At 74.4% G+C, this 24,152-nt stretch carries 19 protein-coding genes and 1 pseudogene; 12 read left to right on the top strand and 8 right to left on the bottom strand.

Annotated elements, in window-relative coordinates:
• The first annotated feature begins 298 nt into the window (after positions 1 to 298).
• From ACFWH7_RS07265 to ACFWH7_RS07250, 4 genes are all read left to right on the top strand, one after another.
• The gene (locus tag ACFWH7_RS07265; RefSeq protein ID WP_378215803.1) at positions 299 to 2,131 is read left to right on the top strand and encodes a glycosyltransferase family 2 protein; all 1,833 of its coding nucleotides are present in this window, start codon (positions 299 to 301) and stop codon (positions 2,129 to 2,131) included.
• Positions 2,128 to 2,859: an HlyD family efflux transporter periplasmic adaptor subunit gene (locus tag ACFWH7_RS07260; protein WP_378215802.1), complete on the top strand. Its 732-nt coding sequence runs from the start codon at positions 2,128 to 2,130 to the stop codon at positions 2,857 to 2,859. Before ACFWH7_RS07265 ends, ACFWH7_RS07260 begins: the two co-directional genes overlap by 4 nt.
• 83 nt (positions 2,860 to 2,942) lie before the next feature.
• The gene (locus ACFWH7_RS07255) at positions 2,943 to 5,039 is read left to right on the top strand and encodes a glycosyl hydrolase (RefSeq protein ID WP_378215801.1); all 2,097 of its coding nucleotides are present in this window, start codon (positions 2,943 to 2,945) and stop codon (positions 5,037 to 5,039) included.
• Between the two features lie 125 nt (positions 5,040 to 5,164).
• The gene (locus tag ACFWH7_RS07250; RefSeq protein ID WP_378215800.1) at positions 5,165 to 6,499 is read left to right on the top strand and encodes a uracil-xanthine permease family protein; all 1,335 of its coding nucleotides are present in this window, start codon (positions 5,165 to 5,167) and stop codon (positions 6,497 to 6,499) included.
• 157 nt (positions 6,500 to 6,656) lie between these two features.
• On the opposite strand, the gene ACFWH7_RS07245 is transcribed toward ACFWH7_RS07250, so the two are convergent.
• The 4 genes from ACFWH7_RS07245 to ACFWH7_RS07230 form a co-directional block, all read right to left on the bottom strand.
• A complete protein-coding gene (locus tag ACFWH7_RS07245; protein ID WP_378215799.1) occupies positions 6,657 to 7,616 on the bottom strand; it encodes a type IV toxin-antitoxin system AbiEi family antitoxin domain-containing protein in 960 nt (319 codons plus the stop codon).
• 272 nt (positions 7,617 to 7,888) lie between these two features.
• On the bottom strand, positions 7,889 to 8,497 hold the full coding sequence (locus ACFWH7_RS07240) for a GNAT family N-acetyltransferase (protein ID WP_378215798.1): 609 nt from the start codon (positions 8,495 to 8,497) through the stop codon (positions 7,889 to 7,891).
• Positions 8,498 to 8,550: 53 nt separating this feature from the next.
• The gene (locus tag ACFWH7_RS07235) at positions 8,551 to 9,201 is read right to left on the bottom strand and encodes a LytR C-terminal domain-containing protein (protein WP_378215797.1); all 651 of its coding nucleotides are present in this window, start codon (positions 9,199 to 9,201) and stop codon (positions 8,551 to 8,553) included.
• 25 nt (positions 9,202 to 9,226) lie between these two features.
• On the bottom strand, positions 9,227 to 9,523 hold the full coding sequence (locus tag ACFWH7_RS07230) for a type II toxin-antitoxin system VapB family antitoxin (RefSeq protein WP_024841670.1): 297 nt from the start codon (positions 9,521 to 9,523) through the stop codon (positions 9,227 to 9,229).
• Between the two features lie 362 nt (positions 9,524 to 9,885).
• Here ACFWH7_RS07230 and ACFWH7_RS07225 point away from each other — a divergent pair, with 362 nt between their 5' ends.
• The 7 genes and pseudogenes from ACFWH7_RS07225 to ACFWH7_RS07195 all read left to right on the top strand — a co-directional run bounded on the left by ACFWH7_RS07225 (position 9,886) and on the right by ACFWH7_RS07195 (position 18,013).
• Complete coding sequence (locus ACFWH7_RS07225) at positions 9,886 to 9,978, top strand: potassium-transporting ATPase subunit F (protein WP_378215795.1); 93 nt, start codon at positions 9,886 to 9,888, stop codon at positions 9,976 to 9,978.
• Between the two features lie 5 nt (positions 9,979 to 9,983).
• Positions 9,984 to 11,666 carry a potassium-transporting ATPase subunit KdpA gene (gene kdpA, locus ACFWH7_RS07220; protein WP_378215794.1) on the top strand — a complete coding sequence of 561 codons (1,683 nt, stop codon included), beginning with the start codon at positions 9,984 to 9,986 and terminating at the stop codon, positions 11,664 to 11,666.
• Positions 11,663 to 13,864, top strand: coding sequence for a potassium-transporting ATPase subunit KdpB (gene kdpB, locus ACFWH7_RS07215; protein ID WP_378215793.1), 2,202 nt, complete (start codon positions 11,663 to 11,665; stop codon positions 13,862 to 13,864). The genes kdpA and kdpB overlap by 4 nt, the downstream gene beginning before the upstream one ends.
• 65 nt (positions 13,865 to 13,929) lie before the next feature.
• Entirely contained in the window at positions 13,930 to 14,610 is a 681-nt protein-coding gene (gene kdpC / locus ACFWH7_RS07210; protein WP_378215845.1) for a potassium-transporting ATPase subunit KdpC, read from the top strand.
• Positions 14,611 to 14,634: 24 nt separating this feature from the next.
• A pseudogene (locus tag ACFWH7_RS07205) lies at positions 14,635 to 14,748 on the top strand (hypothetical protein); the annotation flags it as partial.
• 134 nt (positions 14,749 to 14,882) lie between these two features.
• Positions 14,883 to 17,318: a DUF4118 domain-containing protein gene (locus tag ACFWH7_RS07200; protein WP_378215792.1), complete on the top strand. Its 2,436-nt coding sequence runs from the start codon at positions 14,883 to 14,885 to the stop codon at positions 17,316 to 17,318.
• Positions 17,315 to 18,013: a response regulator gene (locus ACFWH7_RS07195; protein WP_378215791.1), complete on the top strand. Its 699-nt coding sequence runs from the start codon at positions 17,315 to 17,317 to the stop codon at positions 18,011 to 18,013. The genes ACFWH7_RS07200 and ACFWH7_RS07195 overlap by 4 nt, the downstream gene beginning before the upstream one ends.
• Here the strand turns inward: ACFWH7_RS07195 and ACFWH7_RS07190 are convergent.
• From ACFWH7_RS07190 to ACFWH7_RS07175, 4 genes are all read right to left on the bottom strand, one after another.
• The gene (locus tag ACFWH7_RS07190; RefSeq protein ID WP_378215790.1) at positions 17,995 to 18,837 is read right to left on the bottom strand and encodes a hypothetical protein; all 843 of its coding nucleotides are present in this window, start codon (positions 18,835 to 18,837) and stop codon (positions 17,995 to 17,997) included. The two genes, ACFWH7_RS07195 and ACFWH7_RS07190, sit on opposite strands and share 19 nt — an antisense overlap.
• A gap of 64 nt (positions 18,838 to 18,901) precedes the next feature.
• Positions 18,902 to 20,488: an ABC transporter permease gene (locus tag ACFWH7_RS07185; RefSeq protein WP_378215789.1), complete on the bottom strand. Its 1,587-nt coding sequence runs from the start codon at positions 20,486 to 20,488 to the stop codon at positions 18,902 to 18,904.
• Complete coding sequence (locus ACFWH7_RS07180) at positions 20,485 to 21,420, bottom strand: ABC transporter ATP-binding protein (RefSeq protein ID WP_378215788.1); 936 nt, start codon at positions 21,418 to 21,420, stop codon at positions 20,485 to 20,487. Before ACFWH7_RS07180 ends, ACFWH7_RS07185 begins: the two co-directional genes overlap by 4 nt.
• Positions 21,417 to 22,118 carry a TetR/AcrR family transcriptional regulator gene (locus ACFWH7_RS07175; protein ID WP_378215787.1) on the bottom strand — a complete coding sequence of 234 codons (702 nt, stop codon included), beginning with the start codon at positions 22,116 to 22,118 and terminating at the stop codon, positions 21,417 to 21,419. Before ACFWH7_RS07175 ends, ACFWH7_RS07180 begins: the two co-directional genes overlap by 4 nt.
• Positions 22,119 to 22,286: 168 nt before the next feature.
• Here ACFWH7_RS07175 and ACFWH7_RS07170 point away from each other — a divergent pair, with 168 nt between their 5' ends.
• Complete coding sequence (locus tag ACFWH7_RS07170) at positions 22,287 to 23,894, top strand: glycoside hydrolase family 6 protein (RefSeq protein WP_378215786.1); 1,608 nt, start codon at positions 22,287 to 22,289, stop codon at positions 23,892 to 23,894.
• The last annotated feature ends 258 nt before the right edge of the window (positions 23,895 to 24,152 follow it).

Genomic DNA, 24,152 nt, shown 5'->3' with positions numbered 1-24,152 from the left:
GGCCCCACACACCTCTGGGTCTCCGACTCGGGGGAGTGGCCCCCCCCTCCCTCGCCCCACCATCTGGCGGGCCCCCCCCGCGCGCGCCCCCCCTCGACCCGTCTCCGGGTCCCCCCGCGCGAGGGTGCCCGGCAGGGGGCTCGACAGCAGTGCCACTCACGCCATCACGACGCCGACGACGTCGCCGCACCCGGGCCCTCGAGGACCCGGTGGGCTCCCCGCTCGCCGCCGTCCGCCGTCTGCCCGTCCGCGACCCCCCCGGGATCCCCGCATCCCGTCGAGAGCCGGAGGACATGCGATGGCCGTCTCCGAGTTCGACCGCCTGGTCGTCACGCCGCGCCGTACGCAGCACGTGAGACCCGCCCCGTTCGGCCCGCGGGCCGACGCCGACCGTCCGACCGGCCCGCCGCGCGACGAGAACTCCGCCGCGCGCTCGCCGTCGCTCGTCATGATCATGCTGCTCGCGACGCTCGGCGTCGTCGCGTACGCGGTGTTCCTTCTCAACCCCGCGAACCGCGGCGACGCCCTGCCGTACGTCATGGTCATCACGGCCGAGTCGGTGCTCGTCGCCCAGGCGCTGCTGGCGATGTGGACCGTGCTGTCGAGCGGGCACGACCCGCGCGGGTTCTCGTTCCACCACGCCAAGGACCGCCTGTTCGACGTCCCCGAGATCATCCGCGACGGCGCCGAGGACGACCCGACGCGCTGGAACCTCTACCTCCACGACCGCCCGGTCGCCGTCGACGTCCTCATCACGACCTACGGCGAGGACCTCGACACCATCGCGCGCACGGTCCGCGCCGCCGTCGCGCTCCGCGGCACGCACCGCACGTGGGTGCTCGACGACGGCCGGTCCGACGACGTGCGCGACCTCGCGGCCCAGCTCGGCGCGCGCTACGTGCGGCGCCTGTCGAGCAACGGCGCGAAGGCCGGCAACGTCAACCACGCGCTCGCCATCGCCAAGGGCGACTTCTTCGTCATCCTCGACGCCGACTTCGTCGCCAGGCCGGAGCTCCTCGTCGAGACCGTGCCGTTCTTCGTCAAGGACGACGTCGCGTTCGTCCAGACCCCGCAGACCTACGGCAACCTCGACAACCTCATCTCGCGCGGCGCCGGGTACATGCAGGCCGTCTTCTACCGGTTCGTGCAGCCCGGCCGGAACCGCTTCAACGCCGCGTTCTGCGTCGGCACCAACGTCATCTTCCGCCGCGCCGCGATCGACGACATCGGCGGCATGCACACGGACTCCAAGTCCGAGGACGTGTGGACGTCGCTCATGCTCCACGAGCGCGGGTGGCGCACGATCTACATCCCCACGACGCTCGCCGTCGGCGACACCCCCGAGACCGTCGAGGCGTACACCAAGCAGCAGCTGCGGTGGGCCACCGGCGGGTTCGAGATCCTGCTCCAGCACAACCCGCTCAGCCCGCGCCGCAGCCTCACGCTCGACCAGCGGCTCCAGTACACCGTCACCGCGACGCACTACCTCGCGGGCATCGCGCCGCTCGTGCTGCTGCTCGTGCCGCCGCTCCAGATCTACCTCGACCTCACGCCCATGAACCTCACCATCTCGTGGGGCACGTGGCTGCTCTACTACGCGGGGTTCTACGTCCTCCAGATCGCCATCGCGTTCTTCACGCTCGGGTCGTTCCGGTGGGAGGTGCTCATGCTCGCGTCCGTGTCGTTCCCCATCTACACCAAGGCCCTGTGGAACGCGCTGACCGGCAAGGAGCAGGCGTGGCACGTGACCGGGAGCAAGGGAAAGGTCACGTCGCCGTTCAACTACATGATCCCGCAGGTGCTGTTCTTCGCGTTCCTGCTCGTGACGTCGGTGGTCGGGGCCTGGAAGGAGTCGGGCGACACGATGCCGAGCCTCGCGCTCGCGTGGAACGTCACCAACACGCTGATCCTCGGGGCGTTCGTCGTGACGGCCCTCCGGGAGTCGCGGTCTGCCCGGCGTGCGGCGCGCTCCGTCCGGCGGCGAGAAGGGACGGCCGTGGCTGTCGTCGACGAGGCGCTGTCGGAGCGGCTCGGCGTCGAGGTGACGGTCGGCGTCGGGACGCGGGCCGGGAGGCGGCGGGCGCTCCGTGGCGGGGACTCGTCGTCCGTACCCACCGGAGGTGTCGCATGACCTGGTCGAACCGATTCCGACTCGTGGGCGGGCTGCTCGTGGTGCTGCTCGTGTGCGCCGCGTTGACGCTCGTGATGAACCGGCGCCTCGGGCAGGCGACGAGCACGACGGCGACCATCCGGGCGGAGGTGCTCGACGTCGGCAGCGACTACGCGGGGACCGTCACCGCGGCGGAGGTCGCCGAGGGGGACGAGGTCGACGCGGGCGACCCGCTGTTCACCGTGAGCAGCCTGACGCTCCAGCACGACATCGCGCTCGGGCTCGTCAGCGCGGACACGTCCGCGTACCAGGTGGCGCCCGACGGCACCATCACGCTCGTCGCGCCCTACGACGCCGTGGTCACCCACGTCGCGGCCCGCGAGGGCGCGTTCGTCCAGGCGGGCGAGGTCGTCGCGTCGCTCGAGCGGGAGGGGTCGCTGTTCGTCGACGCCCGCCTGACGTTGGACCCGAGCGACTTCGCGCGCGTGCGCCAGGGCGCGGAGGTCACGGTCGTGCTGCCGAACCAGGCGGAGGTCGCGGGCGAGGTCGCGTCGGTCGCGGTGCAGAACACCGCCAACCAGGCGGAGGCGACCGTCGAGGTCACGAGCGACGCGCTCGTGCGCGGGGCCGAGCACGGGCTCGTCGCGTCGGGCACGCCGGTCACGGCGAGCATCGAGCTGCACGACGACGGCCCGCTCGCCGGGGTCGACGAGTCGTTCGGCGAGTTCCTCCGCAAGGTGGGGCTGTGACGCCCCGCCGAGGTCGACCCGTGCGTCGCGCGGTCGACCTCCCGAGGGTCGACCTCGGACGCTCAGGTCGATCTCGGGGCCGGGTGGTTGCCACCGTTCCCGCCGCGCTCCTGGCGTCAGCGCTCCTCGTCGCCGGGTGCGGGCTGTTCGAGACGGACGCGTCGCCCGGGGCGACGGGGCCGCCCGGGGCGGGCTCCGCCGTCGGGCACCCCGCGGCGGACCTGCCCGGCACCGTGCCCGACGTGGACCCGTCGATCCTGCCGCAGGAGTCGGTCGCGCCGATGCCCGCCGCGCGGCTCGCCGACGGGCTGGTGCCGCCGACGAACCGGTGGTTCTCCGGGCTCGTGCTCGGCGACGAGCCCCTGCCCGTGTTCCCCGTGCCGCTCGCGTTCGGCGTGACCGACGGCGGCTTCGCGTTCGGGCTCCCCGACGTCCAGGTCACCGAGCAGTCGATCCTCGGGCCGTACGTGCCGCAGGTCGGCGTGGACGTCGGGGCGTCGTCGGTCGTGGTCAGCGCCTACGACACCGCGTCCGTCACGCTCGACCTGCTCGACGGCGCAGGCTCCGTCCTGGGGGCGGTGACCATCGTCGAGGGGTCGCCCGTGCTGCGGTACACCGCGGGTACGGACCAGACGGTGGCGCTCACCGTCCCCTTCGCCGCGACGGACGGACTCGTGAGCGCCGAGGCCGGCGGGCGCGACTACGTGCTCGTCGGGGCGGGCGACGCGCTGTCGGGAGGCGGCCGGTCGCTCGACCTGGCGGAGGGAGACTCCGTCGCCTGGTTCCCCGTGCCCGACGACGCCCCGGACGGCGCGGTCGCGACGCTCGCCGAGGCGGCGGCGCACCCCGTGACGGGCACGACGCTCGCCTACGGCGTGGCCGACGACGCCGTGACCACGGCGATCACGTACGAGACGGGAGACGACCCTTCCGGTGCGCCGACCGTCGTCGTGCGGCTGCCGCACCAGAGCGAGAGCGACGGCGCGACGTGCGGCCTCGGCACCTACACGACCGTGCGCGGGACGGTCGACGTCTGCACGGCGACCACGCTCGCGTGGACGAGCCCCGCCGTCGAACCCGCCGGGACGCTCGACGTGACCGCGCTGGGCGACGACGAGAAGGCCGAGCTCGCCGACCAGGTGCGTGCGGACGCCGCGACGCTCGAGGCGGGGTCTCTCGAGGTGCCGTCGGACACGTACTTCGGGGGCAAGGCGCTCGCGCGCGACGCGAACCTGCTCGCGCTCGCCGAGCAGCTCGGGCTCGACGACGTCGCGGCGCCGCTGCGCGACGACCTCGCCGCCGCGCTCCGCGAGTGGGCCGATCCCGCGGGGTGCGCGGAGCGCGACGCGCGCTGCTTCGTCTACGACCCGCAGGTGCGCAGCGTCGTCGGGAGGACGCCGTCGTTCGGGTCGGACGAGCTCAACGACCACCACTTCCACTACGGGTACTTCCTCTATGCCGCGGGCGTGGTGGCGGCCGACGACCCGGCGCTCGCGGCCGACCTCGCGCCCGTGCTCGACCTGCTCGCGGCGGACGTCGCGTCCGGTGCGGGCGACGAGGACTTCCCGGCGCTGCGCGTGTTCGACGCGTACGCGGGGCACTCCTGGGCGTCGGGGTACGCGCCCTTCGCGGACGGGAACAACCAGGAGTCCGCGTCCGAGGCGGTGTCGGCGTGGAACGGGCTCGCGCTGTGGGCGCAGGCGTCGGGGGACGCCACGTTCGAGGTGCAGGCGCGCTGGCTGCTGTCCGCCGAGGCGGCGTCGGCGCGCGCGTACTGGACCGACTTCGACCGCGACGACCCGGCCGTCGACGGGTTCGGCCACACCGTGACATCGCTCGTGTGGGGCGGCAAGCGCGACTGGGCCACGTGGTTCAGCGCGGAGCCGAGCGCGATGCTCGGCATCCTCGTGCTGCCGATGCAGCCCGTCGCCGGGTACCTCGCGGGCGACCCGGAGCGCATCCGGGCCAACCTCGACGAGGCGCTCGCAGGCCCGCGCGACGCCCCGGCCTCGTGGGACGTGATGTTCGGCGACCAGCTGCTGATGTACGCGGCGCTCGCAGGCCCGGACGACGCCGCGGCCGCCCTGGACGTCGCCCGCACCCTCCCGGACGAACGCATCGACGACGGCAACACCCGCAGCTACCTCCTCGCGTGGCTCCTGGTGCACGCGACGGCGTAGCACCGCCGACCGCCGAACCCGTGGTTGTCGCCGGGCTCGGCGACCTGGCGTGCGACAAGCCCGGGTTCGAGGGGGCACTACCCTGCTCCGAGGGTCTTCACACGAACTTCACGGACGGGAGAGACATGAGCACCATCGGGTGGCGGTTGCACGGGAACGGGAAGACGGTGGCGCCGGGGGACGTCGTCGACCCGGACGAGCGGCTGACCTGGCCGCGGACGATCGGGATCGGCATGCAGCACGTCGTCGCCATGTTCGGCGCGACGTTCCTCGTGCCGCTCCTCACCGGCTTCTCGCCCGCGACGACGCTGTTCTTCTCCGCGATCGGCACCGTCGGGTTCCTGCTCATCACGCGCAACCGGCTGCCGAGCTACCTCGGGTCGAGCTTCGCGTTCATCGCCCCGATCGGCGCCGCGACGGCGTCGCAGGGCCAGTCCGTGGCCGTCGGCGGGATCCTCGTCACCGGTCTCGTGCTCGCCGCGGTCGGCCTGCTCGTGCACGTCGCCGGCGCGCGGTGGATCGACATCGTCATGCCGCCGATCGTCACGGGCACGATCGTCGCGCTCATCGGCCTCAACCTCGCCCCCGCGGCGTGGGGGAACTTCCAGAAGGCGCCGGTCACGGCCGTCGTCACGCTGACCGCGATCATCCTCGTGAGCGTCCTGTTCAAGGGCATCATCGGTCGCCTCTCGATCCTCGTGGGCGTGGTCGTCGGCTACGTCGTGGCGGTGCTCCAGGGCGAGGTGGTGTTCGACGAGGTGCGCAAGGCCGCCTGGATCGGGCTCCCCGAGTTCGTCACGCCCACGTTCGACGTCGCCGTGCTCGGCCTGTTCGTCCCGGTCGTGCTCGTGCTCATCGCGGAGAACGTCGGCCACGTGAAGTCGGTCGCGGCGATGACCGGCAAGAACCTCGACGACCTCACCGGCCGCGCGCTCTTCGCGGACGGCCTCGCGACCACGCTCGCGGGCGTCGGCGGCGGCTCGGGTACGACGACCTACGCGGAGAACATCGGCGTCATGGCCGCGACGCGCGTCTACTCGACCGCGGCGTACTGGGTCGCGGCGGCGACCGCGCTGGTGCTCTCGCTCTCGCCGAAGTTCGGCGCGCTCATCGCGACCATCCCCGCCGGCGTCCTGGGCGGCGCGGCGACGATGCTCTACGGCATGATCGGCATCCTCGGCGCACGCATCTGGGTGCAGAACAAGGTCGACTTCTCCAACCCGGTCAACCTCACCACAGCCGCCGTGCCGCTCGTCGTCGGCATCGCCAACTTCACCTGGGCGGTCGGCGACCTCACGTTCGAGGGCATCGCGCTCGGCACCGCCGCGGCGCTCGTGATCTACCACCTCATGCGGAACATCGCGCGGTGGCGCGGCACCACCCAGGAGCCCGCCAGCCCGGCGTCGGCCCCCGGCGGCGACGAGCCGATCGTCCACGACGCGGTCGAGGACGCCCGCTGACCACCAACCCCGGTTTCGGCGACTCACGTTGCCGAACCCGGGGTCGGGCGTCATGGAGACACCGCAGTGACGCGTAAGGACGGTTTCGCGGGTCGGGGGTGACCTCAGCCCGGGGGGCGAGGCGGGTTGTCCGGGTGCGCGACAGAGAACGTCCTCGTCACGGTGCACGACGCCGGCCCGTCGTCCGGAGTGCCCGTCGCACGGTGGTCGCCGAGCGCCCGGGCACGCGTGCGTCGGCTGACGTGAGTCGGAGCAGCGCAGCGACGTCGGCGGTCACGAGGTCGTTGTGCCGTTCCCGGTCCGCGAACGCGGCGCTCGGTGTGTCGTGAAACTCCGCGCCGTCGGCCTCGGCGATGACCCAGCGGCCGTCGTCGAGCCGCCAGCCCAGGTCGCCCCGGCGCGACCGTCCGCTCGCGCCGACGAGTGGCACCTGAAGCTCGTCCGGCGGGATGCCGCCGTCGACGCAGTCGAGCCGCACCCACGTCTCGAGCGGCGACTCCGCGCGACCGTCCGCGAGCTCCCACCACGAGTGCGTCCGGGCGACTCCCCGTCGCCCGCGGGCGTGATCGTGCGCGCGGACCAGCCCGTCGGCCGCAAGGAGGCCGAGGTGGAGCGCCGAGTCCATGACCGCCACGGCCCACGGGCGGTCGAGCTCGGGCACGGCCTGGGCCAGCGCCCACTCCGGTGCGGCCACATACCGATCGCCGACGCGCGCGACGGTCATTCCGTCGTCGAACATGCGCAGCCGGATGCCGTCCCGCGACTCGAGGGAGCGGGCACCCGGCAACGTGGCCTGGGGTACGACACGCGCGGGCAGCCCTGCGACTCCGAGCAGCGCGAGCGCGCACGGTCCGACCGCGATCGACTCGGGCCCGAACGCGAGCAGCGCGGCCCAGGCAGCACGCCGTCGGCGGTGATCGACCGGCCTGGACGCGACCGGCGCGGGCTCGGTGTCGTGGACGCCCCGCGTGACGTGCCGCCAGCTCCCAGTCCGCAGGAGACGACGCAGCACGTCGGGGCTCACGCCGGCGTCGCGGCACTGTCCCGTCGTGATCAGGCTCTCCTGACGGGACGCGATGTGGAGGGCCTCGTCCGGGACGAGAGTTCGCGCTGGCATGTCGAGATCACACCGTGAACCAGCACCGCCGGGCTTCGATCACCGGCGTCCTGTGGATGGGCCACCAAGGATGCGCTCCTGTGGACGCGCAGGATGCCTGCGCCACGTCGCCAGGAGGGACTCCCTCTTCTGAGACGGGCTGTGGGACGCCCGGCGAGCCCCGGGTTGTCGGGTACTCGGCGGCGAACGTAGCCCGCAACCCAGGGTTCGGCGGGGACGGTGCCGCGGAACCCCGGGTTCGGCGCCGAGGGGGCGGGGGGCCCAGGACCGGGTCAGAGGTGGAGGCCCAGGACCAGGCCCTCGTCGACGTCGAGGCGGGTGAAGCCGAGGTGCTCGTAGAAGCCGATCGCGGAGACGTTGTCCTCCGCGACACCGAGGTGGACGCCCTGGACCCCGGCGGCGCGCAGGGCGTCGAACAGGGAGTCCATCAGCCGGCGGCCGTTGCCGCCGCCCTGCGCGGCGGGCAGCAGGTCGACGTGGAGGTGCGCGGGGTAGTCGGGGAGCACCGAGGGGTCGGTGAGGTGCGGACGGTGGATCTGGCGGACGAGCGCCTCGTCGCGGGAGCCCTCCGGGAAGCTGCCCAGCGGGTACCGCTCGCGCAGCGGCGGCCACCACTCCCGCTCGGACCGTTCCTCGAACGCGGCGGTGTCGCGCGCGCCGAGCACGTAGCCCGCGGCGACGCCGTCGGACTCCACGACGAACGCGAGCGACGGCTCGAGGGCGAGGTACGCCCCGAGGTAGACCTCGCCGAGCAGCCGCGGGTCGGTGTAGAGCGAGGTCGCGTCCGCGCCGGACGCACCGGTCCGCAGGCAGATCTCGTAGAGGCGGTCGACCTCGTCGGGGTCGGTGGTCCGGGCGGGCCGGAGGGGCAGGGTGCTCATGGGTACCGTTCGGCGGTCGTGAGGCTCGGCGGAGCGCCGGGCGAGGGACGTGCTCAGCCCTCCGCGGGCGGCACGGGCAGCGGCTGGGGGGTGATCTCCTCGATCGCGACGCACCCGGCGCGGCTCTCGAGCGGGACGTCGCTGGACAGGCCGACGAGCTCGGGGTCCACGACGTCCTCGAAATCGGTGCCCACGTAGAGGTCGACGGTCGGGGCCTCGCGCGTGTCGAGCACGAGGCCCGGGTTGTCGTAGTGCGCCGCGAGCGTGTACGCCTGCGCGAGCCCCGTGACCCCGAAGTGGATCTGCGTCTGCGCCACGACGTCCGACTTCCCGTCGCCGTCCAGGTCCGGAGCGTTGCCGGTGGTGAGCACCGTGAAGCCGCGCGACGTGAGCAGGTCCTGGTTCAGCCGCCCGAGGGGGGCGTCCTTGCCGGACGCGTTGTAGACGTTGACCTGGACGTCGGCCGTCGCCACCGGGAGCGTGGCCTCGGGGAGGCAGGGGACCTGGACGTCCGCGAGGTCGTCGACCGCCTCCGGGGACGACAACGGCCGGTCGAACGGCGCGTCGATCGCGCCCGTGTAGACGGCCAGCGCACCGAGCCCGACGACGGCGAGCGCGGCGATGAGGAGCCCGAACACGACGGCCTGGCGCTCGTGCATGCGTCGGCGACGCTCGGCGCGTGCGGTGTCGGGGCGGGTGGTCACGCCAGAAACCTACCGGACCCCGCGCTCATCGCACGGTCAGGACGCGGGCGTGCAGGATGGCGCGCTGCTGGAGCGCGGCGCGCACCGCGCGGTGCAGTCCGTCCTCGAGGTAGAGGACCCCCTCGTACTCGACGACGTGCGCGAAGAGGTCGCCGAAGAACGTGGAGTCCTCGGCGAGGAGCGCGTCGAGGTCGAGCGTGCGCTTGGTGGTGACGAGCTCGTCGAGGCGCACCTGACGCGGGGGCACCTCGGCCCAGTCCCGCGCGGTCACCCGGCCGTGGTCCGGGTAGGGGCGCCCGTCGCCGACGGCCTTGAAGATCATGCGGCACATCCTAGAGGCCCGACGGCGTCCCTCGCCCGGGACGGCGGGGTGCCGGTCACGCAGTCGTCACGATCTCCCCACGAGGAGTACCCGTCTCCTCCGCGCCGTTGGCCCCCGTCAAGGTTTCGGCAGAGGGCGTCAAGGTTCCGTCAGAGCCCCGTCCGTGACTCTGCCGCCGGGCGTAGAACGGCAGTGCGCCCGGGTTCCGGGCGCCGGCACGACGCCCCGCCGCGGGCACGCGCCGACCCTCGTCGAGAAGGCGTTCCCACCATGGCCGACCTGGCCTTCCTCCTCCTCACCGTCGCGTTCTTCGCGACGGTCGCGCTCGTCGCACGTCGTCACGGCTCCTCCGGAGGTGCCCGGTGACGGTCCTGGACTGGGTCGCGCTCGACGCCGTCGTCGCCGTGCTGGGCTACCTCTTCGTCGCGCTGCTCCGCAGCGACCGGGCCCGGTGAGGGCCGTGCCGACGACGGTCGACGCCGCGGTCGTGTGGGCGGCCGTCGGTCAGGTCGCGCTCCTCGTCGCGGCGCTCGCGGCGGTGCACGCGCCGCTCGGCGCGTACATGGCGCGCGTGTACACCTCGTCGCGCCACCTGCGGGTGGAGCGCGCGGGCTACCGCCTGGCGCGCGTGGACCCGGACGCGGAGCAGCGGTGGAGCACCTACCTCCTGTCCCTGCTGGGCTTCTCGCTCGCCTCGGTCCTGCTCCTCTACGCCCTCGGGCGACTCCAGGACCACCTGCCGATGAACCTCGGGTTCACGGGGCTCGACCCGGCGGGCGCGTGGAACACGGCGGTCTCGTTCGTGACGAACACGAACTGGCAGTGGTACTCGGGCGAGGCGGCCGCGGGCCACCTTCTGCAGATGGCCGGCCTGGCCGTGCAGAACTTCGTCTCGGCGGCAGTCGGGATGTCCGTGGCGATCGCGCTCGTGCGCGGGTTCGCCCGCTCGGGGACCGACGCGCGGATCGGCAACTTCTGGACGGACCTCACCCGGTCCGTGGTCCGGATCCTGCTGCCGATCGCGTTCGTCGCGGCGGTCGTGCTCGTGGCGAACGGCGTCATCCAGAACCTGAGCCCGCACACCGTGGTCGAGACGCTCGCCGGCGGCACGCAGCACGTCCTCGGCGGTCCCGTCGCCTCCCAGGAGGCCATCAAGGAGCTCGGGACCAACGGCGGCGGGTTCTTCAACGCGAACTCGGCGCACCCCCTGGAGAACCCGAACCCGTTCACGAACATCTTCGAGATCTTCCTCATCCTGCTGATCCCGTTCACCCTCCCGCGCACGTTCGGCCTCATGGTCGGCGACCGCCGCCAGGGCTGGGCCGTCCTCGGCGCGATGGCCGGGCTGTTCGCCGTCGCGCTCGCGCTGACGACGTGGGCGGAGCTCGCCGGGCCGGGTGCGGCACCCCAGGCGGCGGGCGCCGCGCTGGAGGGCAAGGAGGCCCGGTTCGGCCTCGCCGCGAGCGCCCTGTTCGCGACGGCGACGACCGGTACGTCGACCGGCGCGGTCAACGCGATGCACGACTCGCTCACCGCACCGGGGGGCGGCGTCGTGCTCTTCACCATGCTCCTCGGCGAGATCGCCCCCGGCGGCGTCGGTGCGGGGCTGTACGGGATGCTCGTGGTCGCCGTCGTCGCGGTGTTCGTCGCGGGGCTCATGGTCGGCCGCACGCCCGAGTACCTGGGCAAGAAGATCGGCCGCGAGGAGATCACGCTCGTCGCGCTGTACGTCCTGACGACCCCGGCCGTCGTCCTCGTCGGCACGGCGCTGTCCGTGGTCCTGCCGGCCGGGCTCGCCGGCCAGCAGGAGGGCGGCCCGCACGGGCTGACCGAGGTGCTGTACGCCTTCGCGTCGGCCGGGAACAACAACGGTTCCGCGTTCGCCGGGCTGTCGGCCGGGACGCCGTACTACGACACGCTCCTCGGGCTCGCGATGCTCGTCGGCCGCTTCGTCCCCATCGCGCTCGTCCTCGCCCTCGCCGGTCGTCTCGCCTCCCAGCGGTCCGTGCCGCCGTCCGCCGGCACGCTGCCGACCCATCAGCCGCTGTTCGTCGGCCTGCTCGGCACGGTCGCGCTGGTCGTCGTCGGCCTCACCTTCGTCCCCGTCCTGTCCCTCGGTCCTGTCGTGGAGTCCCTGTCATGAGCACGCCGCTCGCTTCCGTCCCCCAGCTGCCCGGCACCCCGGCGCCCCCCGCGGGTGCGCTCGACGGCGGCCCGCACCACGACGACCGTCCCGGCGGCGGGCGACGTGCCCCGCGGGCGTTGTCTCTCGCGCAGGTGGGCGCGGCGCTGCCCACCGCGCTGCGCAAGCTCGACCCGCGCGTGCTGTACCGGTCCCCGGTGCTGTTCGTCGTGGAGCTCGGCGCGGCCGCGACGACGGTGCTCGCCGCGCTGGAGCCGGACCTGTTCTCGATTCTGGTCGCGGCATGGCTGTGGGCGACGGTCCTGTTCGCGACGCTCGCCGAGTCGGTCGCGGAGTCGCGCGGGAAGGCGCAGGCGTCGAGCCTGCGCGCGACCCAGCGCAGCACGACGGCGCGCCGCGTGGACGCGCCGTCCGACACGCTGGCCGTCGGGTCGGGCCTGCACCTGCTGCCGACGGTCGACTTGCCCTCGTCCAGCCTGCGGGTGGGCGACGTCGTGGTGGTCGTCGCCGGGGAGACGATCCCGGGCGACGGCGACGTGATCGAGGGCGTCGCGTCGGTCGACGAGTCGGCGATCACGGGCGAGTCCGCCCCGGTGATCCGCGAGTCGGGCGGTGACCGCTCGGCGGTCACGGGCGGGACCGTCGTCCTGTCCGACCGCATCGTCGTGCGGATCACGGCCCCGGCGGGCCAGACGTTCGTCGACCGGATGATCGCGCTCGTCGAGGGCAGCGAGCGCCAGCGCACGCCCAACGAGATCGCGCTCAACGTGCTGCTCACGTCGCTGACGATCGTGTTCGTCCTCGCCGTCGCGACGCTCCAGCCGTTCGCCGTGTACTCGGGGGCGCGACAGTCGCTCGTGGTGCTCGTCGCGCTCCTCGTGTGCCTCATCCCGACGACGATCGGCGCGCTGCTGTCCGCGATCGGCATCGCGGGCATGGACCGCCTGGTCCGGCGCAACGTCCTCGCGATGTCCGGGCGCGCGGTGGAGGCGGCGGGCGACGTCGACGTGCTGCTGCTCGACAAGACCGGCACGATCACGCACGGCAACCGGTTCGCGACCGAGGTGCTGCCCGTCGGGCACGTGAGCGCGACCGAGCTCGCCGACGCGGCGCGCCTGGCCTCGCTGTCCGACGAGACCCCGGAGGGGCGCAGCATCGTCGACCTCGTGACGTCGCTGGACGGGCGCCCCGCGAGCGACCTGGCACGCGAGACGACGGGCGCGGAGTTCATCCCCTTCACGGCCCAGACCCGGATGTCCGGGGTGGACCTCCCGGTGCCCGACGGCGGTGTGCGGCGCGTGCGCAAGGGCGCGGGCTCCGCGGTCCAGCGCTGGGTGCACTCCACGGGCGGGAGCGTGACGGGGCCGGAGACGGACGAGCTCGCGGCGCACGTGGAGACGGTCAGCGGGCAGGGCGGCACGCCCCTCGTGGTCGCCGAGCAGATCGGCGACGGCCCGGCGCGCGTGCTCGGCGTCGTCCGGCTCAAGGACGTCGTCAAGGACGGCCTGCGCGAGCGGTTCGACCAGCTCCGCGCGATGGGCATCCGGAGCGTCATGGTCACGGGCGACAACGCGATCACCGCGCGGGCCATCGCGGCCGAGGCGGGCGTGGACGACGTGCTCGCCGAGGCCACGCCCGAGGACAAGCTCGCGCTCATCCGGCGAGAGCAGGAGGGCGGGCGCCTCGTCGCGATGGCCGGCGACGGCACGAACGACGCGCCCGCACTCGCGCAGTCCGACGTCGGCGTCGCGATGAACACGGGGACGACGGCCGCGAAGGAGGCCGGCAACATGGTCGACCTCGACTCGAACCCCACGAAGCTCCTGGAGATCGTCGAGATCGGCAAGCAGCTCCTCATCACGCGCGGCGCGTTGACCACGTTCTCCGTCGCGAACGACGTCGCGAAGTACTTCGCGATCCTGCCCGCGATGTTCCTGGGCGCGTTCCCCGCTCTGGAGGTGCTCAACGTCATGCGCCTGTCGAGCCCCGAGTCCGCGATCCTCTCCGCGGTGATCTTCAACGCGCTGATCATCGTGGTCCTCGTCCCGCTGGCGCTGCGCGGGGTGCGGTACCGCCCGGCGTCCGCGTCGGCGCTGCTCCGGCGCAACCTCCTGGTCTACGGCCTCGGCGGCCTCGTGGCGCCGTTCGTCGGGATCAAGCTCGTCGACCTCCTCGTGTCCCTCCTCCCGGGCTTCTGATCCCGGTGCCGAAAGGAACTCCCGTGCCCAGCTCCTCGCAGGTCCCGTCCGGCGCCCGTCCGTCGATCGCCGGCGGCGCCGTCTCGTTCGTCCGCCAGTCGTGGGCGGGGCTGCGCGTCCTGCTCCTCCTGACCGTCCTGCTCGGCGGGCTGTACCCGCTGGCCGTGACGGGCGTCGGCCAGGCCGTCTTCGGGTGGCAGGCGAACGGCTCGCTCGTCCGCGCGGACGGGACGCGGGCCATGTCGGTCGACGACGTGGGGGCCGGCGGCGCGCCGGTCGTCGGGTCGGCCCTCGTCGGGCAGGCGTTCGGCGAGCCGGGGACCGCGCCCGAGTGGTTCCACGGTCGCCCGTCGGCCGCCGGGGACGGCTACGACACGCTCGCCTCCGCGGGGTCGAACCTCGGCCCGGACAACCCCGAGCTCGTCGCGGCGGTCGAGGCGCGCCGGGCGGCGGTGGCCGCGGAGGACGGCGTCGACCCGGCGAGCGTCCCGCCCGACGCCGTGACGGCGTCGGCCTCGGGCCTCGACCCGCACGTGTCGCCCGCCTACGCCTACCAGCAGGTCGAGCGCGTCGCCGCGGCGCGCGGGGTCGACCCCGCGGCGGTGCGCGCGCTGGTCGACGCCGCCGCCGCCGGGCGCGTGGCCGGCGTGCTGGGCGACCCGCGCGTGAACGTGCTCGCGCTCAACCTCGCGCTCGAGCGGCTCGCCCCCTCCGACGGCGGTCCCGACCCCTCGGACGCGTCCTGACGTGCGGCGTGATGGACTGCGCCCATGAGTGCTGATGCGCCCGAGGTGCGGCGCCGGGGGAGGCTGACGGTCTACCTCGGCGCCGCGCCGGGCGTCGGCAAGACGTTCGCGATGCTCGACGAGGCCCAGCGGCGCCGGGGCCCCGGGGCGGTCGCGGGGGGTGGGGCGGGCGCGGCGGCACGGGGCCCCGCCCCGGCGGCGCAGCGGGGGCGGCGGCAACGCGTTGGGCCTGCCTGCCCGCGCCCCCGCGGCGCGGCCCCCGGGGGCCGTCGGTGGGGGGGGGCCTCGTCGAGACGCACGGGCGCCCGGCCACGGCGGCGAAGGTCGGCGACCTCGAGGTGGTGCCACGCCGCGCCGTCGGGCACCGGGGCGTCGAGCTCAGCGAGCTCGACGTCGACGCCGTCGTCGCGCGGGACCCGGACGTCGCGCTCGTGGACGAGCTCGCGCACACCAACGCCCCCGGCTCGCGCCACGCCAAGCGCTGGCAGGACGTGCACGACCTCCTCGACGCGGGGATCGACGTCGTGACCACGGTCAACGTGCAGCACCTGGAGTCGCTCACGGAGGACGTCGAGTCGATCACGGGCGTGCGCCAGCGCGAGACCGTCCCCGACCACGTGGTGCGCGAGGCCGACCAGATCCAGCTCGTCGACCTCTCGCCCCAGGCGCTGCGGCGGCGGCTCGCGCACGGCAACGTCTACCGGGCCGAGCAGATCGACGCGTCCCTCTCGTCCTACTTCCGCGTGGGCAACCTCACCGCGCTGCGCGAGCTCGCGCTCCTGTGGCTCGCGGACCGCGTGGACGACGCCCTCACCCGGTACCGCGCGGACCACGCGATCTCCGGGACGTGGCCGGCGCGCGAGCGCGTCGTCGTCGCGGTGACCGGCGGGCCCGAGAGCGCGACGCTGCTGCGCCGCGGCGCCCGCATCGCCGAGCGGGCCGCGGGGTCGGAGCTGCTCGCCGTGCACGTGCTCGCGACCGACGGCCTGCCGACCGCCTCGCCCGCGGCGATCGCGGCCGACCGCGCACTGGTGGAGTCCCTCGGCGGCACCTTCCACACCGTCGTCGGGGAGGACGTCGCGTCGGCCGTCGTGGACTTCGCGCACGGCGCCAACGCGACGATGGTCGTCGTCGGCGTCTCGCGGCGCTCGCGGTGGCGCGAGGCCTTCCTCGGCTCGACGAGCGCGGAGATCGCCCGGCTCTCGGGCTCGCTCGACGTGCACCTCGTCACCCACGAGCGCGCGCGGTCGGGGCGCGTCGCGCGGCGCGGCTGGAGCCCGCTGTCGACGCGGCGGCGCGTCGCGGGGTTCGTGCTCGCCGTCGCCGGCCCGGCGGGTCTCACGGCGCTGCTCGACGCGGAGCGCGCCGCGGTGGGCCTGTCGACGCAGGTCATGCTCTTCCTCGCGCTGTCGGTCGGCGTCGCGCTCGTCGGGGGCATGTGGCCCGCGCTGGCCTGCGCGGTCGTGTCCTTCCTGTGCCTCAACTGGTTCTTCACGCCGCCCACCGGCCTGCTCACCGTCGCCGACCCGGAGAACCTGCTCGCGCTCCTCGTGTTCGTCCTCGTCGCGGCCGCCGTCGCGTCGGTCGTCGACCTCTCGGCGCGCCGCACGGTCCAGGCGTACCGGGCGAGGGCGGAGGCGTCGACGCTCGCGGCCCTGTCCCGCTCGGTGCTGTCCGGCGAGGACACGGCCGAGGCCGTGGTCGCGCGGCTGGCCCAGACCTTCCAGCTCCGCCGCGTCGCGCTCGAGGAGCGGGCGCGCACGGACGGGCGGGCGCAGGCGTGGTCGACCATCGCGGTCGCGGACCGCGCCGTCGACCCCGGGGCCGGTGACGAGACCCGGACCGTGGTGAGCGTCGACGACGACCTCCGGCTCGTGCTCGACGGCCGCCCCCTGCCCGCCGGCGACCGTCAGGTGCTCGAGGCGTTCGGGGCGCAGGCGGGCATCGTGCTGGAGTACCGCCGGCTGCGCGAGGAGGCGGCCCGCGCCGCGGTCCTGGCCGAGGCGGACGCGACCCGCACGGCCCTGCTCGCCGCCGTCTCGCACGACCTGCGCACCCCGCTCGCGGCGATCCGCGCCGCCGTCGACGGGCTGCGCTCGCCCGAGGCCGTCCTCGAGCCGCAGGACCGGACGGCGCTCGTCGAGACCGCGGCCTCGGAGACCGAGCGGCTGGAGCAGCTCATCGACAACCTGCTCGACCTCTCGCGCCTCCAGACGGGGTCCGTCGCCCCGGTCCTGCGGGACGTGTCGCTCGAGGAGATCGTCCCGGTCGCCGTCGAGCCGCACGGACCGCGCGTCGCGCTCGACGTGCCCGAGGACCTGCCGCTCGTGCGCACGGACCCCGGCCTCCTCGAGCGCGTCGTCGCGAACGTCGTCGCCAACGCCGCGCGGTTCGCGCCGGCGGACGACCGGGTCCGGGTCCGGGCGTCCGCGTCGGGCGGCATCGTCGAGGTGCGCGTCGTGGACCGCGGCCCCGGGGTGCCCGACGACGCCAAGGAGCGCATGTTCGAGTCGTTCCAGCGGCTCGGTGACGCCGGGGGGCACGGGGTCGGCCTCGGTCTCGCCGTGGCGCGCGGGTTCGCCCGCGCCGTCGGCGCGGCCCTCGTCCCCGAGGACACGCCGGGCGGAGGCCTCACCATGGTCCTGTCCGTCCCCGTCGCGCCGCCCCGCGAGCCGGGGGCACGCACCGAGGAGGAGGAGCGCGCGTGAGCGACGGCCCATCGACCCACCACGTGCTCGTCGTCGACGACGACCCCGGCCTGCTGCGCGCGATCGCGATCACGCTGCGCACGCACGGGTGGAGGGTGAGCACCGCGACGTCGGGCGGCGCGGGCATCGACCTCGTCGCGACCGACGCGCCCGACGTGATCCTGCTCGACCTCGGTCTGCCCGACCTCAGCGGGTTCGACGTCATCCGCGCCGTCCGCGCGTGGAGCACCGTGCCGATCGTCGTCCTCTCCGCCCGCCACCTCGGCGACGACAAGGTCGACGCGCTCGACGCCGGCGCCGACGACTACGTCACCAAGCCGTTCGCGATGCCCGAGCTCATGGCGCGGCTGCGCGCCGCCGTGCGGCGCTCGGCGAGCAGCACCCGCGACGGGCCCGCCGTCGTCGAGACGGGCGACCTGCACATCGACCTCGCGCGACGCCGCCTCCTGCGGCGCGGCGCCGAGGTGCGGCTCAGCCCCACCGAGTGGGCGCTCCTCGAGATCCTCGTCGCGCAGCGGGGCCGCGTCGTCGAGCGCGAGCACCTGCTGCGCGAGGTGTGGGGGCCGACCGCGACGCGCGACACCCACTACCTGCGGGTCTACCTGGCGCAGCTGCGCCGCAAGCTCGAGGACGACCCCGCGGCGCCGCGCCACCTCATCACGAGCCCCGGCATCGGCTACCGGTTCGAGGCGTGACCCGCCGCGTCGTCCACGAGGCGCGCGAGCTCGCGCACGACGGCGCCCGGCAGCACGGGCGGGAACAGCAGCGCGCGCTGGAGCTCGCCCGCGCGCCAGCCGTCGCACGCGAGCGCGGCGAGCACGAGCGACGACGGCGCGCCCTCCTCGCGCCACGCGCGCAGCACGAGCGCGTGCACCGCGTGCTGCCCCTCCGGGACGTCGTCGCGCGCGACCCCGCCCAGCGCGTACAGGCGCAGGAGCGCGGCCGCCTTGCGCGAGTCGTCCAGCGCGGCGACCGACGCCGCGACCGCCGCGCGCGACGGGTCGAGGCGCAGCGGCGAGAGGTCGTCGAACCCGGACTGCAGGACCTCGATCGCGACGTCGTCGACGAGCGTCTCCGCGTCGCCGAACATCGAGCGCAGCGTCGACTCGCTGCGCTCGCAGCGGCGCGCGACCGCGGCGAGCGTCACGTTCTCGACGCCCTCCGCGAGCGCGACCCGCAGGACGGCGTCCACGAGCGGGCGCTCGTCGTCGCGGAACGGGTCCTCGTCGAGGTCCACGTCGCGGAAGACGACGGCGCTCGCCGGCGGGCGCACGTCCGCGTACCGGGAGAGGTCGCCGAGCAGGCCCTCCCACTCGGCCTCGGCGAGGTCGTACGCGTCCTGGTAGAGACCGAGCCACGTCCCCTCGAGCGCGAGCGCCGCGACCCACGTGCGCGGGTCGGGGACGCCCGGGGCACCGTCCGGAGCCCGGCTCGGCTCCTGGGTGGGGATCGCGGCGACCCATTCGTGCAGGGTGGCCCTGGCCGAGCGCGTCGCGTCGCTCCGGTCGGGCGTGGACATGACCGTCACCTCCGTGGTCGGAAAAGGTGGATCGAGCCTAACCGGACGCCCTCGCTGTCTCGCGTCAGGGGCGGGGGACGTCGCGGCGGCGGAAGCCCACCAGACCCAGTGCGACGAGCGCGACGGCGAGGAGCGACAGCCAGACGAACGGCCAGGGCTCGACGTCCGCCCCCGGGAGCTGGGGGACGTGCCAGAACGGCGAGACGCCGCTGGCCCACGACGGCAGGTCGAGCAGGGCACCGAACATCGTCACGACGAACGAGTACGCGAGGAGCGCCCAGGCGAGCACCGCCAGCCCCGGACGCCAGCCGAAGGCCGCGACGGCGACGCCCACGACGACCGCGATCGCCGGGAGGTACGCGAACGACGCGGCGAGGTAGTCCCCGAACCCGAAGGCGTCCTCCCCGACGCTCAGCGCGCCGAGCCACAGCCCCACAGCGCTCACGGCGAGCAGCACCGAGGTCCCCACCAGGGTCACGACGAGCTGCGCCCCGAGCCAGCGGACGCGCCCGACCCCGGTCGCGAGCACGGGCTCGAGCCGCCCCGCGGTCTCCTCGCCGCGGGCCCGCTGGGCCGACGCGACCGCGAACCCGCCCGCGCCGAGGCCGAGGAAGAGGGCCATGATCGCGACGAAGCCCGCCACGAGGTCGGTGGGGTCGCCGAGCATCGCGGCGATGTCGGGGTTGTCCGCGAGCATGTCGCCCACGGAGTCGACGAACGTGCCGCACGCGACCGCGGTGACGCCGACCCCGACGCCCCACGCGAGCACGGACGCGCGCTGCTGGCGCCACGCGAGGGCGAAGGGGCTCGCGAGCCATCTCGCGGCGTCGGGCCGCCCCGCGCGCGGTGGGACGAGCCCCGCGCCGAGGTCGCGCCGCGCCGCGAGCGCCGCGCCCAGGGCGAGGAGCAGCACGACGAGCGCGAGCGACAGGCCGAGCGGCCACCAGCGGAGGTCGACGAACGCGCGGATCTGCTGCGCCCAGCCGATGGGGGAGAGCCACGAGACCCAGCTCCCGTGCTCCTCCTGGACGTCGCCGACCGCGCGGAGCAGGAACGCGACGCCGAGCACGGCGAGCGCGAGGCCGCTCGCGGCGCGCGCGTGCTCGGTGACCTGGCTCGTCACGACGGCGACGGCGGCGAACACGAGACCCGTGACGCCCACGGCCGCGCCGAGCGCGAGCGAGTCGACGGCGTCGAGCCCGGTCGCGACGAGGACCGCCCCGGTCGCGAGCGCGATGGCCGCGTTCGCGACGAGCGCCGCGCCGAACGCGGCGGTCGCGGGCGCGTGGCGCCCGACGACGCCGGCCCGGACGAGCTCGGCCCGGCCCGTCTCCTCCTCGGCGCGCGTGTGCCGCACGACGAGCGAGATGCTCATGATCGCGACGGCGACCATGACGGTGAGGGCCATCTCGTTCGCGATCATCGCGCCGAGCGTGTAGTCCTCCATCCCGTACTGGGGCCCGGACAGCATGATGCCCGCGGGGCTCGAGACGAGCGCCGCGCGCGCCTGGCGGTCGGCGGCGGTGGGGTAGAGCGTGTCGAGCGCGACGGCCGCGTACCCGAAGAGCAACGCGATCGACGCGGTCCACACCGGGATGCGGACGCGGTCGCGCCGCAGCACGAAGCGCAGCAGCGTGGTCCAGCCGGTCACAGCGCGCCCGCCCCGTCGAGCACGGCGAGCTCGTCGCCGTAGTGGCGCAGGAACAGCTCCTCGAGCGACGGCGGGTTGACCGTCACGGAGCGCAGGCCCAGGTCGGTGAGCGTGCGCAGGACGGCCTCGACGTGGTCGTTGTCGACGTCGAACCGCGCGCGCGTCCCGTCGCTCCCGGGCTCGACGACGAGGTCGTGCACGCCGTCGAGGCGGTCGAGCACGGACGGGTCGCGCTCGGTCACGGCCGTGACGGACGAGCGCGTGAGGTGACGCAGCTCGGTGAGCGTCCCCGACTGGACCGTGCGGCCCGCGCGGATGATCGTCACGGTGTCGCACAGCTTCTCGACCTCGGCCAGGATGTGGCTCGAGAGCAGGACGGACCGGCCCTCGGCCGTCACCTCGCGCACGCACTGCGTGAACACCGACTCCATGAGCGGGTCGAGGCCCGACGTCGGCTCGTCGAGGACGAGCAGCTCGACGTCGGACGCGAACGCCGCGACGAGCGCCACCTTCTGCCGGTTCCCCTTGGAGTAGGTCCGCGCCTTCTTCGACGGGTCGAGCTCGAAGCGGTCGAGCAGCAGCTTCTTGCGCTGCGGGTCGACGCTCCCGCGCAGGCGGGTGAGCAGGTCGATCGCCTCGCCGCCAGTGAGGTTGGGCCAGAGGTTGACGTCGCCGGGCACGTACGCGAGGCGCCGGTGCAGGTCGACGGCGTCGTGCCAGGGGTCGCCGCCGAGCAGCCGGGCGCTGCCGGAGTCGGGCCGCAGCAGCCCGAGCAGCACGCGGATGGTGGTCGACTTGCCCGCGCCGTTCGGTCCGAGGAACCCGGCGACCTCGCCCGCGCGGACGGTGAGGTCGAGGCCGTCGAGCGCCTGCACGTGGCCGAAGGCCTTGCGCAGGTCGTGCACCTCGACGGCGGGGGTCGTGCTCGTCATCGCGTCTCCTCCTGGTGGGTGGTGTGCTGCACGTAGGCGTCGAGCAGCGTGGGCTCGACGAAGAGTCCTTCGGTGAAGACCTCGAGCGCGGGGAGCATCACGCGCTCGACGTACTCGCGGAGGTCCGCCTCGGGGTCGCGCGGCTCGCTCCGCTCGCGTAGCGCGCCGTCGATGAGGAGCGAGCCGAGCGAGAGCGAGACGAGGTAGCGCGCGCGGGCGGCCTCGTCGCGGCTCGGGCGGATCACGCCGGCGGCGACGCCGGCCTGCATGTACTCGAGGGTGACCTGCGTGAGGTGCTCGACGAACGAGCGCGCGAGGTCCCCGCCCGCCTGGAGGCTGCGCAGCGTGTACTCGAACACGGGCGCATAGTCCTCGATCCCGGCGAGCTGCGTGAACAGCGCCATCGGGCCGGCGGCGGGATCCTGCGGCGAGATCGCGTCGGTCTTGGCGGCGCGCACGGCGTCGAAGACGTAGTCGTCGCACGCGCGGCGCAGCCCGTCCTTGGAGCCGAAGTGGTGCACGACGAGAGCCGCGCTCACCCCGGCGTCGGCGGCGATGGTGCGCAGCGGGGCGCCGAACCCGTCGCGCGCGAAGCGCGAGATGGCCGCGTCGCGGATGCGCGCGCGGGTCGTCAGATCGTCGGTGGCCGACGGCGCGGGGCGGGCGCGGCCGGTCGATGAGGGCTGGTCTGAACGCACGTTCAACAGATTAAACACTCGTTCAACGGTTGTCCACCGACGGGGGAGCGCTCTGCCGTGGCTCACCCCTTGACGCCGGTGGTCGGGGCCGGTTGAGTGGAGGTCGCGACGTGATGGGAGCGCTTCCATCCGTCGTCCCGCACCCCGTGTCGATCGAAGGAGATCCGCATGAGACGTCGTGCCGTCCTGTCTGCCGCCGCCGGGCTCGCGCTCGCGACCCCGCTGCTCGTCGCCGGCGGGAGCGCCGGCGCCACCCCCGTCCCCACCTCCGCCGTACCCCTGGCGACGGCCGCCACTGCGGCGGACGACGTCGTCGGGCCGGAGACCCGCCTCTACGTGGACCCCTTCTCGACGACCCTCCAGGCCGCCGCCTCGCTCACGGGCCAGGCCCGCGCGGACGCCCAGCTCCTGGGGTCGTTCCCCTCGGCCTCGTGGTTCACCGGCGGCACGCCCGACGAGGTGCGCGACGACGTCGCGTCCGTCGTGCAGGCGGCCGCGACGGACGGCGCGGTGCCCACCGTCGTCGTCTACAACCTGCCGTTCCGCGACTGCGCGCAGTACTCCGCGGGCGGCGCCGCGGACACGGCGGCCTACACGGCGTGGGTGGACGCCGTCGCCGAGGGGATCGGCGACGACCCGGCGATCGTGATCCTCGAGCCGGACGGGCTCGGGATCATCCCCTGGTACACCGACATCAACGGGAACCCCGAGTGGTGCCGCCCCGCCGAGCTCGACCCGGAGACCGCCGCGGCGGACCGGTTCGTCCAGCTCAACCACGCCGTCGACGCGCTCACGGCGCTCCCGGCCACGTCCGTGTACCTCGACGGGACGCACAGCGGGTGGCTCGGGGTCGGGGACATCACCGACCGGCTGATCAAGGCGGGCATCGAGCGTGCCGACGGCGTGTTCGTCAACGCCTCGAACTACGTCGAGACCGAGCGCCTCGTGAAGTACGGCACGTGGATCAGCGACTGCGTCAACCTGTCCGTGAACAGCTGGTGGGAGCCCGCCTGGTGCGCGAGCCAGTACTACCCGGCGAACCCCGACGACTTCACGACGTGGGGGCTCACCGACGCCGCGTACGCGCAGGCGTACGCCGACACGGGCGTCGTGCGCGACCCCGCGGCGCAGAAGCACGTCGTGATCGACACGAGCCGCAACGGCCAGGGGCCATGGACCGCGCCCGCCGGCGCCTACCCCGACCCCGAGGTGTGGTGCAACCCGCCGGACCGCGGCCTCGGCGAGCGGCCGACGACGGACACCGGCGACCCGTTCGTCGACGCGTACCTGTGGATCAAGGTGCCGGGGGAGTCCGACGGCAAGTGCTACCGCGGCACCGGCGGACCGCTCGACCCGGCCCGCGGCATCGAGGACCCCGCCGCGGGGCAGTGGTTCGTCGAGCAGGCCGCGGAGCTCCTCGCGCTCGCCGTGCCGCCCGTCGAACGCCCGACGTGCGAGGTCGCCTACACCGTCCACGGGACGTGGCAGGGCAAGAAGGGCAGCGGCTTCATCGCCCAGGTCGAGCTCCGTAACACCGGCACGGCTCCGCTCGCCGGGTGGGAGCTGCGCTGGACGCCCGACGGGGACCAGCGGCTCACCGACGTGTGGGGCGCGCGGGCCGACCGCGACGGCGCCGCCGTCACCGCGCACAGCCTGTCGTGGAACGCGACGGTGCGGCCGGGCGCGACCGCGACGTTCGGCTTCGTCGCGTCGGGCTCTCCAGGTGCCGACCCGGAGCTCGTGACGCTCGGAGGACGACCGTGCCGCGTCGTCTGAGCCCGCGCCACGATGGCCGGCGCCACCCGGGTCGCGGAGATCACGGGCACTGGGGACGAGAGACCCCTGCCGTTCCGGGCCAGACACCCGTAGGCTGGGGGTAGCCGTCGGCGGCACCGCCGGCGCCACGTCCCGGCGCGTCGGACCGTCGGGACGTCGAGAGGCGCGGGGGCCGCCGGCGGCCGGGGGGGTGGGGGGGCCCGGGCCCCAGGGGGGGGCGGGGGGGGGCGCAGGGGGCCCCCCGCCGGGGGGCGGGGC

The organism is Cellulosimicrobium cellulans (assembly GCF_042723955.1).
Taxonomy (GTDB): Bacteria; Actinomycetota; Actinomycetes; order Actinomycetales; family Cellulomonadaceae; genus Cellulosimicrobium; species Cellulosimicrobium cellulans_H.
The sequence above is the reverse complement of the archived record's forward strand: the minus strand, read 5'-3'. Positions and strand labels throughout refer to the sequence as shown.

Coding starts and splice junctions, on each gene's coding strand:
- ACFWH7_RS07190 (WP_378215790.1), bottom strand. CDS start 18,837: ATGTCCACGCCCGACCGGAGCGACGCGACGCGCTCGGCCAGGGCCACC.
- ACFWH7_RS07250 (WP_378215800.1), top strand. CDS start 5,165: ATGAGCACCATCGGGTGGCGGTTGCACGGGAACGGGAAGACGGTGGCG.
- kdpB (WP_378215793.1), top strand. CDS start 11,663: ATGAGCACGCCGCTCGCTTCCGTCCCCCAGCTGCCCGGCACCCCGGCG.
- ACFWH7_RS07230 (WP_024841670.1), bottom strand. CDS start 9,523: ATGATCTTCAAGGCCGTCGGCGACGGGCGCCCCTACCCGGACCACGGC.
- ACFWH7_RS07265 (WP_378215803.1), top strand. CDS start 299: ATGGCCGTCTCCGAGTTCGACCGCCTGGTCGTCACGCCGCGCCGTACG.
- ACFWH7_RS07180 (WP_378215788.1), bottom strand. CDS start 21,420: ATGACGAGCACGACCCCCGCCGTCGAGGTGCACGACCTGCGCAAGGCC.
- ACFWH7_RS07245 (WP_378215799.1), bottom strand. CDS start 7,616: ATGCCAGCGCGAACTCTCGTCCCGGACGAGGCCCTCCACATCGCGTCC.
- ACFWH7_RS07260 (WP_378215802.1), top strand. CDS start 2,128: ATGACCTGGTCGAACCGATTCCGACTCGTGGGCGGGCTGCTCGTGGTG.
- ACFWH7_RS07240 (WP_378215798.1), bottom strand. CDS start 8,497: ATGAGCACCCTGCCCCTCCGGCCCGCCCGGACCACCGACCCCGACGAG.
- ACFWH7_RS07170 (WP_378215786.1), top strand. CDS start 22,287: ATGAGACGTCGTGCCGTCCTGTCTGCCGCCGCCGGGCTCGCGCTCGCG.